Annotated in this window: 14 protein-coding genes; 13 read left to right on the plus strand and 1 reads right to left on the minus strand. The window is 40.2% G+C overall.

Translation table 11 applies throughout. From position 1 onward, the window contains the following. Positions 1 to 26: 26 nt before the first annotated feature. From OC457_RS14225 to OC457_RS14270, 10 genes are all read left to right on the plus strand, one after another. Positions 27 to 170 carry a DUF6890 family protein gene (locus tag OC457_RS14225; protein ID WP_370737959.1) on the plus strand — a complete coding sequence of 48 codons (144 nt, stop codon included), beginning with the start codon at positions 27 to 29 and terminating at the stop codon, positions 168 to 170. Positions 171 to 185: 15 nt separating this feature from the next. Next, entirely contained in the window at positions 186 to 2069 is a 1884-nt protein-coding gene (locus tag OC457_RS14230; protein WP_235866901.1) for a phage tail tape measure protein, read from the plus strand. Continuing rightward, positions 2069 to 2401: a DUF2590 family protein gene (locus OC457_RS14235; protein ID WP_080173720.1), complete on the plus strand. Its 333-nt coding sequence runs from the start codon at positions 2069 to 2071 to the stop codon at positions 2399 to 2401. The genes OC457_RS14230 and OC457_RS14235 overlap by 1 nt, the downstream gene beginning before the upstream one ends. Then, complete coding sequence (locus OC457_RS14240; protein WP_080173718.1) at positions 2394 to 3581, plus strand: baseplate J/gp47 family protein; 1188 nt, start codon at positions 2394 to 2396, stop codon at positions 3579 to 3581. The genes OC457_RS14235 and OC457_RS14240 overlap by 8 nt, the downstream gene beginning before the upstream one ends. Positions 3582 to 3600: 19 nt before the next feature. Then, positions 3601 to 4176: a phage tail protein gene (locus tag OC457_RS14245; RefSeq protein WP_080173997.1), complete on the plus strand. Its 576-nt coding sequence runs from the start codon at positions 3601 to 3603 to the stop codon at positions 4174 to 4176. Positions 4177 to 4190: 14 nt separating this feature from the next. Next, positions 4191 to 6572: a phage tail-collar fiber domain-containing protein gene (locus OC457_RS14250; protein WP_080173716.1), complete on the plus strand. Its 2382-nt coding sequence runs from the start codon at positions 4191 to 4193 to the stop codon at positions 6570 to 6572. 1 nt (position 6573) lies between these two features. Further along, positions 6574 to 7113: a baseplate complex protein gene (locus OC457_RS14255; protein WP_080173714.1), complete on the plus strand. Its 540-nt coding sequence runs from the start codon at positions 6574 to 6576 to the stop codon at positions 7111 to 7113. Further along, on the plus strand, positions 7110 to 7811 hold the full coding sequence (locus OC457_RS14260; protein WP_080173712.1) for a hypothetical protein: 702 nt from the start codon (positions 7110 to 7112) through the stop codon (positions 7809 to 7811). Before OC457_RS14255 ends, OC457_RS14260 begins: the two co-directional genes overlap by 4 nt. Continuing rightward, positions 7796 to 8527, plus strand: a complete 732-nt coding sequence (locus tag OC457_RS14265; protein ID WP_080173711.1) for a hypothetical protein — start codon at positions 7796 to 7798, stop codon at positions 8525 to 8527. The genes OC457_RS14260 and OC457_RS14265 overlap by 16 nt, the downstream gene beginning before the upstream one ends. Positions 8528 to 9349: 822 nt before the next feature. Continuing rightward, on the plus strand, positions 9350 to 9880 hold the full coding sequence (locus tag OC457_RS14270) for a hypothetical protein (protein ID WP_080173709.1): 531 nt from the start codon (positions 9350 to 9352) through the stop codon (positions 9878 to 9880). A gap of 302 nt (positions 9881 to 10182) precedes the next feature. Here OC457_RS14270 and OC457_RS14275 read toward each other — a convergent pair whose 3' ends face one another. After that, positions 10183 to 11328, minus strand: a complete 1146-nt coding sequence (locus tag OC457_RS14275) for a M14 family metallopeptidase (RefSeq protein WP_080173707.1) — start codon at positions 11326 to 11328, stop codon at positions 10183 to 10185. Between the two features lie 537 nt (positions 11329 to 11865). Here OC457_RS14275 and OC457_RS20920 point away from each other — a divergent pair. The 3 genes from OC457_RS20920 to OC457_RS14285 are packed head-to-tail and all read left to right on the plus strand — an operon-like array spanning position 11866 to position 13646. Continuing rightward, entirely contained in the window at positions 11866 to 12207 is a 342-nt protein-coding gene (locus OC457_RS20920; RefSeq protein ID WP_159447838.1) for a recombinase family protein, read from the plus strand. Then, entirely contained in the window at positions 12185 to 12676 is a 492-nt protein-coding gene (locus OC457_RS14280; RefSeq protein WP_080173705.1) for a hypothetical protein, read from the plus strand. Before OC457_RS20920 ends, OC457_RS14280 begins: the two co-directional genes overlap by 23 nt. 25 nt (positions 12677 to 12701) lie before the next feature. Beyond that, positions 12702 to 13646, plus strand: a complete 945-nt coding sequence (locus OC457_RS14285) for an IS1595-like element ISPma1 family transposase (protein WP_262054083.1) — start codon at positions 12702 to 12704, stop codon at positions 13644 to 13646. Positions 13647 to 13829 lie beyond the last annotated feature (183 nt).

Genomic DNA, 13829 nt, shown 5'->3' on the forward strand with positions numbered 1-13829 from the left:
CATTAGATCGTAACGACTTTGGCAAAATGTTGGCTTGGCGACGTAAGTGGCTGCCAAGTGAAAACGACAGTGAAGCCAATTTAGCCCGCGCAGTGTGGTTAGAAAAAAATCACTGGGAAAATATGGCAATTGCCACGGCTAATGGAGTAGCTAAGGCGTTTAGTAGTTAAAGCAAGGATGCAATTTTGAGCCTACCTGATGCGCTAATGTTCCAAGTCGGACTGATAGACAGAATCAGTAAACCGATTGCTCATATTCAACGTCAATTTGGTGATCTTGGACGGGAATACCGTTCGGGTACCCATACCATGATTGCGGGTGCTGCAGGTGTTGCGGGGGCAGGTTTTGCCTTGCAAGCAGCGTTAATGCCTGCGATTGAAATGGATAGAGCACTTGGTGAAGTTAAAGCCTTGGGTGTGGCTGATGAAGCATTAAGTGCAGTAGCAAAAGAGGCAATGTTCTTTTCTGCTAAATACGGCCAAGCGGCAGTGGATGTGGTTCGTCATTCAGAAACTATCACTAATTATATGGGACAGATGCCCGGTCATGTGTTGGCGTCTGTTTCTCGTAGTTCAGCAACGTTAGCCATGGCAATGAAGTCGGACGCTGACACTGTTGGGGTTTATATGAAAACCTTATACGGGAATTATCAGCAACAGGCTGATGCCATGGGAAAAGATGTATGGGCAGCACAAGTTGCAGGCATGACAGCCGAAGTTAAAAAGCTATATGGCACCAATATGGACCAACTTGGTGGCATGGTTGATGGTATGCACTCGTTAACATCAAGCCTTGGTGTTGGATTGCCTGAACAATTAGCTGTATTAGGTTTGCTAAATACTCAAATGAGCGAGGGTGACGCTGTAACCCAATACACCAACTTTTTAGAAGGTGCGATTGGGGCACAAGAAAAGCTAGGTGTTAGCTTGGTTGATAGCCAAGGCAATTTGCTGCCAATGCTAGATGTTTTGAAGAAGATAAAGCCATTGATTGCGGGAATGTCAGGGATTGAAGCCCGTAATTTTCTAGATAGCGCAGGCTTAGGTGATGGTTCATTAATGCTAATGAACATGATTGAAAAAACTGACCAACTAACACATGGCATTAACACTTTGGGTAAGGTTAAAGGCATGGATGCTGCCACCAAAATGGCCGCTACGATGACTGACCAATGGCAACGGTTAGAGCAGGGATTGAATTCAGTTCGAATTGCTTTTGGTTATGCGGTAATGCCAGCCGTATTAGAGGTGGTCAGTGCGTTATCCAATGGTGCCCAAACCTTGGTTCAATGGACAACAATTTTACCCAATATTACCCGTTACATTGGTTATGCCGTGATTGGTTTCTTTGGCTTGGTGGCGGCAGGTGGCATGTTTACCTTAATGATGGGATTAGGCAAACAAGCCATGGTCGGTTACATGATGGTGGCTAAAACATGGTCGGTTATGAATTTATTGCTTACTAGTGGATTAGTGGCATTAAGAACGGCTTTGTTTGGTGTTTACATGATGATGGTCGCTAACCCAATTTTTCTGATTGTCGCTGCAGTTGTGGCGGCCATCGCTGCAATTGGTGTCTTGGTCTATTACTGGGATGATCTAAAAGCCAGTTTTGGTGATACCACATGGTTTCAAATCTTAGAGGGCGCTATCACATTAATTACTGCCCCATTTATGGCCGCGTTTGAATTGGTAAAAGGCGGTTGGCAATGGGTAATGAGTGGCTTTACTGATACTACCGGCTTTGATGGTTTATTTGCTGTTGCTGAAAAACTACGTGGTGTGTTTGGCGCTGTGTTTGGTTGGATAATGGAACAATTCGGCAAAGTGTGGAGCATGGCAAAGTCGGTCATGTCATTAATCCCCGGCATGGGTGGCGATGATGAAACGGGCAAATCTAAATCAGTCCAACAAGCGACACCTAGTGCCAATATTCCCCAAGGCGGTGCGGCTAAAAATATAGCTTCTTATACATCGGCATCAACCAGTTATGGCCCGATTAACATGCAAGTTAGCCAAATGAATTCACCGCAAGATTTTGCCTCTGAAATGGAAATGGTGGCGGGATAATGAAGTACCAGGATTTATTAATAGTAAATGGCGATCTTGTTTTAGATGCAGGTCGCAACCCCGAAGTGATTCAAGACCGCGCGGTTATTGCTCAAGATATTAAACACGCCATTCTTGAAAGCCAATTGGCGGTAATGATGATTGCAGAACGTAGCCAATCTAAAAAAGCGGATATTCGCACTCAAATTGAATTATTGGTGGAAGAAGATGTGCGCTTGGTGCCGGGAACAGTGCGTATTGAAGAACCCCGCCACGGCAGTTTGTATATTTTTGCTCAAACCACCGATTTTGGGGATGTGTCGTTTTCAGTGATTGAGGCCAACGATGAATAATATTCCTAAGCCTGATTTTACCCAAATGGCAAAAGATGCAGGGGTGCCGTTAGATGAAGTCAGTTGGAAAAAGGCACTAAAAGAAGAAGCTGATAAGCAAGGCTCTATGATTGCCAACGATAGCCGTTTTTCACCATTCTGGCGATTGATAGAACATTTAGTGGTAAAGCCAACGGTATGGTTGGTTACAACATTATTAGTCGGTTATGTGTTGCCAAATATGTTTGTCGCTACTGCCGTTGATCAGTGGTTAGATTTATGGGCATGGCAATACAATTTAAAACGTAAACCTGCCAGCCGCGCCAGTGGTATGGTGGTGTTTGCTCGCAGTGCCAGTAAAGGGCCCGCGATTGTAATCCCTGCCAGAACATGGATTCAAACCGAACCGATTAACGGCACCGTTTACCGAGTTAAAATAACAGCTGATACCACCTTGGCAGAAAATGACCTCACTGTGATGGCCGATGTGACTGCAGAAGATTGTGGGGCGGCGTTTAACTTAGGTGCAGGTTATTACCATGTGTTAAGTAAAGCCATTCCCGGCATTGCATCGGTAAGTAATGAAGCGGATTGGTTAACTGCAGCGGGAGCTGATGCTGAATCTAACGATGATTTACGTTTGCGGATTCGCAACCAATTTACCAGCGTTGCCAAGTGGCATATTGATGCGGCTTATCGTGCCTTACTGACTGCCCGCGCAGGTATCAATAACGACAATGTTTATTTTGAACACAATGCACCGCGTGGTGCGGGTACCGCCAATGCCTTTATTTTGTTAGACACGGGCGAACCTTCCCAAGCCATGATTGATGATCTTAATACTTACATTAAAAACCAAGGGCAACACGGCCACGGTGATGATTTGTTAGTAATGGCAATGCCAAACACCGAAATTGATATTAGTTGCAGCTTGTACCCGTTTCCGTCATTAACTGCCGAAGAACGCCAAACATTAATTGAACAAGTGGAATTATTTATTGGTACCGCGTTTCGTGAAAATACCGATTACAATGCCACCCGCACTGAACCTGCAACCCGTTTTAGTTTTTCGCGCCTCGGCCAAGAATTGCACCGCCAATTTAGTGGTATTGAATCATTAGAATTTGATAACCGTGATTTTGTTACTGGCATGAATGTGCCCCGCATTAAAACCCTTGGGGTGATCGATGCAACTGCCTAAATTAAAGCTACCGTTTTGGATGGGCCGTGGTGAGCTGGCAAAGTTAGCGTTAGTTTTCCACGGATATTGGCAACGGGTTAAAACGGTATTGGAATTGCCATTAAAGCAATTAGACCCAATGACCGCACCAATTGGCATTGTTGACTTATTAGCATGGCAACGTGATGTGCAGCGATTAGCCAAAGAGCCAGAAACTATTTACCGCATTCGTGTGACGTTTGCGTACCAGTTCGCCAGTGGCGCGGGTTCGGTGGCTGGCTGGTATGACATGTTTGAAAAATTGAGCTATGCGCACATCACCATTGATGAACGTCTAAGCCATGTTGATTGGGATGTAATTACCTTAAAAATCAGCGACGGTGATTTAAGTAGCATTCCGGGTTTATTGGATGAAATGTGTCGCCAGTATGGACGAACCTGTCGCCGCTACCAATACAGCACTTATTTAGAAATGCCGATTATGGCTAACCCTAATGTATTAGATGGTGATCAGCAGATTGCCGTGGCAACAACAAAACTTGAAGTGATGGTGCTACCCAGCCCAAACATAATGGATATGGATTTTGAATGCGTAGTGGCAACAAGCCGCGCATAATCAAGGATGAAACAATGAGCAATACAGCAACCGTTATTACTACCAAAGCAGGTGAGGCGTTAATTGCCCAAATGCAGGCTGAAAATAAAGTATTGGTGATCGATAAGTTTATTTTTGCCAATGTGCCCAATCGCCCCGCGTTCCCAAACCGTGGTGATGTTGTGCCAACTGAACATGTGGTGCATGAATCTGAAGTACATGAGCAAGGCCGCTTAACTGAAAATTCCGTGATTTATTCCACTACGCTGGCAAGTAATGTTGGCCCGTTCTCATTTAACTGGTCGGGTTTATTTTGTTCTGAACACAATGTACTTGTTGCCATTAACTTTCCACCGCCAGTCGATAAAACCGTCGATGCGCCGGGCATCACGGGTAATACCTTAGTGCGTTCTTTCGTGCTGGAATATAAAGGCATTGCCGAAACAACCAATATCACGGTTGATCCATCAAGCTGGCAATATGATGCTCACAAGCGCATGTCAAAAATGGATAACGACACCGCGCAAGCGATCATCGACCAAAACGGTAAAGATTGGTTTATTGATGATGGCTTTATTGTTACGCCACAATCTAGTGCTTATAGCATTAAAGCGGGTGCGGGTTATGTGTCAGGCCATCGCATTAGCCTTGAGTTTGATCGCATCATTCAGGTACCAGAAAAACCAGTCTTCATTTATGTAGATGCATTCCGCGAAGGTTCACCAACAGGCGAATGGCAAACAAAATATACCTTTGTTGTTGCTGCAGAAGAAAAAGGTGATTACACCGATGCCCAAGGCGTGAACCACTTTGTGTGCAAGATTGCGCAGGTGTTTCAAGATGGTAGTGCGGGGGACTTAAGATTGAAATCTAATAACGAAGACGTATCAAATGAAATTACAAGAATAAAAACGGATATAAGCTCATTAGATTTTAATAGATATTCAAAATATAAAAGAGCTAGTTTTTTAGCTAATAAATTAGCGGATGGTCATGAAGTTATTGTTGATATTTATGGTGATTCTACCGCGTGGGGATCGATTCCATTCAATACGTTATCACAAGATAGTGAGAATTCCGCCGTATCTTTGGAGAAAGCATTAAATTTAATTTATCCTAATCAAGTTGAAGTTAATAATTGTGCAATACCAGCAACAACATTAAAGAAGTTATTAAATGGAACTGATGGAGGTAATGGAACTTATGCAGAACGTATAGCAAAATCTAATGCGTCAATTATATATTCAAATCATTGTTTAAATGATTGTAACTCATATCAATCAGACGAAAATGAATATCGTGAAAATTTAATTGATTTTATTAATATAACAAGAAGTTATGGAAAAATACCAGTAATTGTCACACCGACGATTATCGCTCCAATTGAATCTGGTCAAGAATTCATGATGAAAAGAATGCCAGCTTTTATTGAAACTCAAAGAAAAGTTGCTGAAATAATGAATGTAGATTTGGTCGATAATTATTATTATTCATGTAAATCTAGTCGTTACTATAAAGTTCATGATATTGCACCTGATGGAGTACATTTAAGTCGTTTATTTTATCAGATGGCTGGGCGGAATATGGCTATCCCACTATTAAATGTACATGTTTTGAAAAATAGTTATGATTTAGCAGGTTTGTCCACATCTAATTATTATGACAGTATTAGTAAATCAAGAGCCATATGGTATCGCCAAGAGTCTGAATTTAGTAGTGTATTGACGGGTGATCGGTCAGCTGAAATAACGCAAGATATTTATTTCCCTATTGTTTTGGATAATCCAACAGATAATACAATATTATCTGTTGGTGGATTGCAGGGGCCTGTTGGAGGTGTTAACAAGCTGTCATATTTTGGAGAGGTTGATGATGTGGTTTTTAATGGGCTAATTAACTATAAGCGTGAAGATGGGCTTGATTATAATTCTTTTTTCATTCCTTCAAATTGTAAAATCCCTTCTGGTTTAGCTATCGTTGGTGTTTGTTCGGATGTTGGTGTTAATAATGATAACTTTAACTTTTCAGGTGTTAAACTTTTAAATAGAAATGTCACTAAATTTGGTTCGTTGAATGGGACGGGTCTAAGTGGTGAGGTTATAACATCTGGTTGTGAATTAACATTTAACGTAAATGTTTCTGATTCAAGAGATAATATAATTTCATTATCTGATGTTTTAAGTGATTCTAGGAAAATAGCTATATTTAAAAGAAACAGTTCTCTAATTGCTAATATATATGATGAAGATTTTGAAATTGTTCAAAATGTTCAAAATGGGTTTATTGGTATAAGTCTTGTATTTTCAGTTGATACTGTATTAGTGCGGGTTGGTTCAATACAAAAATCAATTGATGTTAGATATTTACCTAACATGTATGTTAGTTCTGACTCTTTATATTCATTAAGATATATATAAAATGCTAACCCTAGACGGAAATCAACTCCCACTAAAAAACCTGCGCATTAGTGTCCGTCAACAATTGGCCGGAAAGGATATGTCCGGCCAATCGTCAGCGACCGACCAAGCGGAAACAGGAACCAAAGGCAAGGTGCTGGCAATTTCTGGCATCATCCCATTTAACCAATCAACATTATTAACGAATATATTCAGCATGGCAGATACCCAAGATAACGGTGCCCGCCATGTTTTCCGCATAAGTAACCGTACAGCGGAAACCCTAAAGATTCGCCAAGTGAAATTCCAAGGAACGATTCGATCAGATGAACAAGCCAATTTAAGACAATGGCAAGTGGCCTTTGAATTAATAGAGCATTTATCAGTGCCGGAACGTAAGGAACAACGCCAACCGGATAAACCTGCCGCACAACAAAAAGTGCAAGGGGAAACCACGCCAGTAACTAGCACCGCACAAAATGATGATGTGCCGCCAGATACTGCCGTCGAACTAACCGGAGTCATGGGCGTATTAAAACGGATTGATAACCAACTCGCATGAATAAAGACATTAATAGTAAATTCCTTTGCCGCGCCTATTTGGGTGCGGCAAAAGTTAAAACAAAAAGTCATCGTATCGTCTTTAATGAAAACACCCCCGGACGATGCACCATCACCGTTGAAGGTAGCCCCAACGTTAATACCATTGTTGCAGTTGATTTAGGTTGGGGCGATGCCATTAGCCGTGTGTTCTTAGGTTATATCGAACGGGTACAACCTGCCGATAATGGTTGGTCCGTTATCTTCTGTCGTGAATTATCCGCCATCTTGTTCAAGCCATTAAATGTAATGATGCGCCACCCCACACTAATGCAGCTGCTTGGTGAAGTCACCGATAAAACCGGATTGCAATTTGTGGCACCGGAACGCGCCTACAGTAAAACAGCTATACCGTGTTTTTATTCAGACGGTAACGGCTATCGCATCATGGATGAATTAGCCCAAGCATTTAGCATTGATGATCTATTCTGGCAGCAACAAGGCAACGGCCAAATTTACGTGGGAAGTTGGGCCGATTCTTATTGGTCAAATAAACCCATCACCATACCTGCTCAATTAATGACGGGCCAAACTGCCACCAAATCAGTACAAGTGCCAGCCATACCCAAGTTAAAGCCCGGTGTTGTCGTTAATGGCTTGCGGTTATCAGCGGTTGAGTTTTCAGATACGGAGGCAAAGCTTACATGGAAAACACAATAAGGCGGATTATCTATCGCTTGTTTCCAGAGCTAACGGGTAAATGGCATTTGCCGCGTTGGGGTAAAGTAGTCGCGTTACCCGAGCTGCCAAACGAGGGCGATTTATCTGATCGCTTCTATCCACATTACGCAGTTGATATTGTGTTGCTCGATGAAAAGGGCGTGGAATATAAAGACAAAGCCCCGTTATTAGCCGTGCCATTACCCGTGCCGGGATTAGGTGATCATGCTGGCAGGTTAGAACCGCCTGCGATTGGTGCCATTGTTGAGATAGGATTTATCTTTGGCCAACCGGATAAACCCTTTATTCGTTGCGTGCTGCCACTTGGATTTAAACTACCAGGAATAAAAGCCGGCGAAAGCCGTTATCAAAATCGTAAAGGGGTTTACCAGTTAGTAGACCAAGACGGTAACTTTGTTGATGAAACCGATGTGCTTGCCTCGCTGCAGTGCAAAGTGCGTAAGGTGTTAGCTTCTGAATCACAAAGCTATCAAAGCCCTAAAACATGGGTAGGTTCTGAAAAAGAAAATGTGTTGAGTTTACTCAGTGATCTAATGCAAGTGGTCACAGAGTTATCAAGTACCTTAGCTAGCCATACTCATAGTAGCCCCGAGACAGGTGCGGCAACATCACCACCAATTCAAAATGACGGCATCACAGGCCATGGCGATGCATCAACAAAATTAAAACAACGATTAGATCCAATCACTAAATAAACCGCCCCAATAATACCCACCTCAACGCCCACACACGGGCGTTTTTTTATGCCTGTCGATAAGGTATGGAACAACAAGCACCAACCCAACCACGAAGCGCACAGCCCCTCACGGAATCTATCACGGTGACGTAAACCCCACGGAAACCGCACTACTCCTCCCCACCTGCGGGCTTTACGATCTAGAAATTTTTACAGTTTTATTTTTCGCAGTTCTGGCCGTGTAGAACTGTAGCAAATTAACGCGCAAGCCCCAGTAATAGCGGGGCTTGGCAGCTTGAGTGATACGCTTAAAATGCCATTCAGAGCCTTAAATAAAATTTCAATGAATGATCTAAATTACACCTTTTTTCAGTTTAATGATCACGTTTAATGATCTCGTTTTATTGTTAAGTTATTGATATTATTGAAAGGTGTGTGTTTTCCGTGGCGTTTTTTGACAAACTAATGATCACGGTTGTTTTCTCACTAAACACACAACGCCAGTATTGGCGCGGGCTGCAGGAGGATTTGGAGAAATGAAAAACTGAAATTTATAGTTTATTTTATGTTCTAACTTGTTTCTACCCCAAAATCGGTTAGATCAAATACTTATTTATATCTTATTAACGTGATTTGGATTGATTGTAATAAGTATTACAATCTTGCTGATTAAGTAGGTATTCATTTATTGATCTTTTATTCAAATAAATGTTATAGAGTCATGATTTTCAATGTAATGTTTAAGCATAATGGCTCGGATTTTTTAGTCAGAAAACAGTAAAAAAGTAAGAATGCTTATTAATATTATCTTTTTGAAGGTAAATTCAACCATTGGATTTTTATGGATATTAAAATTATTTTGAGTTTTTTGTTTGGCTTTTTATCTAGTCTTTTAATTGAAAAAATAAAAAACGATTTAGAATCAATCACCCTTATCGACTTATTCCGCAGAGACTTTAAATTAAGTTGGTATCATTTGTCTTCAGCAAAAAATATGCCAAATTCAGATATGCTTTTTTCGGGTACTTTTGAATATAGAGGAGTTAAAGGTTTGTCTATATCAGGAGTTGATACATATCTTGTGTTACCAATTCACAACTCTCACCTATTTGAAATAGAAGGACCAAAGTTAGTAAAGTATTTAAAAAAAGGTGGAAGAGATAGATTTTGGAAAATATACTTATTATCGAAAGATATTGAAATAATTAGAATCAAGCTCTTAAATAAGGAGTTTGGCGATAATGACAATGAATATAGAAAGATTATTCGTACGTTGATATTAAATTTATATCAAGAGCTAAATAACTTTGAGCAAGATCTTAGATTAGCGTATCCATTTTTGATTAGAATCAAGCGATATTTTCAAAGCTAACAGAATATTTAAGAGTGTTCCCTATGTAGTGGCTAAGTCAATTTGGCCACTTTACTCTATTTTCTTAATCTATATCAATTTGGTTAGAGTCCGAATTCTAAGTCATTTCTGTCCATAAATGTGCTGGCGATTAATTGAGGTTAAAAATTACCTGTCGCCACTTTGTCGCCACTTGCTAGTTTTAACACTAAAAAAGCCTTAAGTTACTCACTTAAGGCTTTTGTGTTTTTATTCATTATTTTGAATAAAAAACGACCACCTAAAAAGGTGGCCGCTAGCTTGGTGCTTATAGAGAATCAGTATTAACGAAGATCATCAGTAACAGCAAGTACTGCTGCTAGTGTGTCATGGCCAAAGCCAATACTACGCTCAGGAGACCAGCCGTATAGGCTATCTGGATGTTTATTATGATCTTTAAATGGCATTTCAACAGTGTAAGACAAGCAGTTAAATTGCTCTGCAACCCAGTTTGATGCCACTGTTAGGTTAGCTTCGCCTGGCTTATCTTTGCCGTAGCCGTGTTCGTCTTGGAATTCAGGCGTTACAGTTAATAGCGCTTGTTTGAATTTATTTTCAAGATTTTCAAGGCGAGAATCGTATGATGGAATGCCTTCTGAACCTGCAACGAAGTTAAATGGAATTGCTTCATCGCCGTGAATATCAAGGAACATATCCACGCCTGTTGCTAGCATTTTCTCACGTACGTAGAATACTTCAGGGCTATTTTCTAGTGACGGTGTTTGCCACTCGCGGTTAAGGTTTACACCGATTGCATTTAAGCGTAGGTGGCCGCGTGCGCTGCCGTCTGGGTTCATGTTTGGTACAATATAGAATACTGCTTTGTTTAATAGAGCACGACCGACGGTGTCAGTTTCATCTAACAAGCGTTGTACTAAGCCTTCAACAAACCACTCTGCCATGGTTTCACCTGGATGCTGACGCGCTATAACCCAAATCTTTTTCTTTGGTGCTTCTTCGCTATCAGCGGTGTGTTCATCACCTATCACTAATAGGCTTACATCGCGATTATCAAGCGTATGACCTAATGTTTCTAGGCGGCAGTTGTAATGGCTTTGTGCAAGGTGCAATAGATCTTGATGACGATCGTAACTGTACGGTGCAAAGTAAGCAAAATACATGGATTCATTTTCAGGAATAACAGTAAAGGTTAATGTGTCACCATCAAACTCTGAAGGAATACGGAACCACTCTTCACGATCATAAGAGGCTACAACATCATAGCCGTTCCAGCCTTCAGGGTAGGCTGAGTTAGCCAAATCTAATAACTTAATAGTATGTGGCTGTTGAGCTTCTGACTCTAAACGAAAGTGAAACCATTGGTGAAGTTCAGATTGGTTATCGTTAGGAATACTAAGTTGAATGTCGTCTTTGCTGTCTGCTTTAACAACATTGATGCTACCGCTTTCGAAGTTACTGAAAATTTTCATGAGGGTTACTCGTTATCTTTATAAGTATGGAATTAGGCTATCACAAACTACCGCAATCGATAATGATTTTTGTTCATCAAAATAAGGTTTCATTGTTAGATTGAGTGATGCCGTAATAATAAAAATGCATACTTTTTATTATTACAATGAGTAAAGTACACTTATATGACTAAGTTGGCTTTTATAGTGATAATTTATGCAATAGTGGTGTTGGGGTTCAGTTTGTGTGGATGGTTATCTTAAACAGTTAGAAAAATAAGCAACCAACGCAACATCAAGCATGATCAATGTTTCAATTATTGCGCTACATTTAATAGTATAAATGTGCTTCAAGGTTTTTTATCTGTGGGTTTCAACAACGATATTAGCCCGTATTGAGGGTGTAACAACGCAAACTATCAGACGAAGAATAGAAAGCGGCTGTTACGATAAAGTTAAGCTAACCGAGGGCGGTCACAACCGCGTTTTTATTACCCAACAAAGGAGGATATGCTATGTGAGAGTCAGTTCAAGCAAACAACAATCTAACAGCGTATCTTGCTCGAACGGTATCCTGACGCAGAATTTATCAGTGATATTGCCTCTGCTTTCAATTTTAAACGAAAAGGACTGCAAACCCTATTGGAATCCGCAATGCTCGAACATTCAATCCATGTTGTGGTTGCCTCAAAAGATAGACTCGCCAGATCTGGATTCGAGCTTATCAAGAGACTCGTTGAATTATCGGATGGACGAATCGAAATTTTGGATGACCCGAATGACACCACTGAATCATTCGATACAGCAGAGCTTATTGGTTTCATTACCTCATTCTGCAACAGTCACTACGGAAAACGATCCGCTGAAAGATGCAAAAGTGATCGCATCGAAAAAGATTAGGTTTTATCCCGAAAATGAATCAGCTTACTTTGATGCTTTAGCGCTCTACCGTCGTTCTTATAACCTTGCCGTTGAGCGTATTAAAAGTGATACGTTTAAAGACAATAACGGAAAATGGCGAAACCTCCGTCCATCAATCAAAGCACAGGTAGAGAGAGAACAAGCTGAATCTGAACGAGCGTACAATTCCATCGTTTCTGATAATGGCACGTTGGATGCTTATGTCACACTTCGCGCGGTAATTAAAAAAAATAAAGCACTTGCTGCTGATAAAAAGCGAGGCTTACGTCTTAATGAAAATTTCGCAGAAGTCAGTTTCAAAAGCCGTAAAGGAGCAAAGCATTCCTTTAGCATCGACCGACTACCCAACGGCTTAAACCCTTGTGTTAGGGTGTTAGGTCGAATTGACTTAACGGAACCTGATTACCACTATTTAACAGCCACTGTTAAATTATCTCCTATACTTTAAGATATTGAAGTATAGGAGTGACGTTATGCCTAAGAATTCAATCCAATTTCAGAAAGGCTTTTCTATACCCGAATTTATGCAAATGTATGGGACAGAAATTCAATGTAGAGAGCGTTTATTTAATATTCGATGGAAAAATGGTTACGTTTGCCCTACCTGTGCTTCTAAAAGTTATTGTGAACTTAAATCGCGGTCATTATATCAATGTAATAAGTGTCACCATCAGACATCATTGACGGCAGGTACTTTATTTTCCCATTCAAAATTACCGTTAACTACTTGGTTTTTAGCTATTTATCTCATCACACAAGATAAAAACAGTATTTCAGCATTAGAGCTAAAGCGTAAATTAGGGGTTTCTTATAACGCAGCATGGCGAATAAAACATAAGCTCATGCAAGTGATGAAAGAGCATGATGATAATCGAAAGTTAGGCAATATCGTGCAATTGGATGATGCATATATTGGAGGTAAACAAAAAGGAAAGCGAGGACGTGGTGCCAAAGGTAAAACACCTTTTGTATCAGCGATCTCTTTGAATGAAGAAGGTCATCCTATTTATATGCGGCTAAGTGTTGTTTCTTGTTTTAAAAAACAAGAAATTACAGATTGGGCTAAAAAGCATTTACAAGAAAAAACGTTAGTCATATCAGATGGTTTACCCTGTTTTAATGGTCTGTTAGCAGCAGATATTATTCATGGTTCATTACCAAAAAATGGTAAAGAACTTCACCAATATGAAGCTGCATTTTATTGGGTCGATACCATGATTGGTAACGTTAAAAATTCGATAAAAGGGACATATCAAGCAATTAGAGAAAAGCATATTCCTCGTTATCTTGGTGAATTCTGTTTTCGATTTAATTATCGGTTTCGAGTTGAAGATATATTCAATACGCTAATTAAATGTGGTGCAAAATCACCACCGATGCCAGAGAAATTATTAACGCTGGCTGAGTCTCGGTGGTAATCAGGAATTTTTTTATTTTATAAGGATAAAGCGGAATATATAAAATGTTATATTAGTATATTCTATTTCTTATTATATAAAGTTAAATTCAGTGATGGAATTCTGTCAATTATAAATAATCATGATGTCACAAAATTATATATTACATATTGAGTTTTTTGTTATTTAAATTAATGTGCGGAA

Origin of the sequence: Photobacterium toruni (genome assembly GCF_024529955.1) — a bacterium.
GTDB lineage: Bacteria > Pseudomonadota > Gammaproteobacteria > Enterobacterales > Vibrionaceae > Photobacterium > Photobacterium toruni.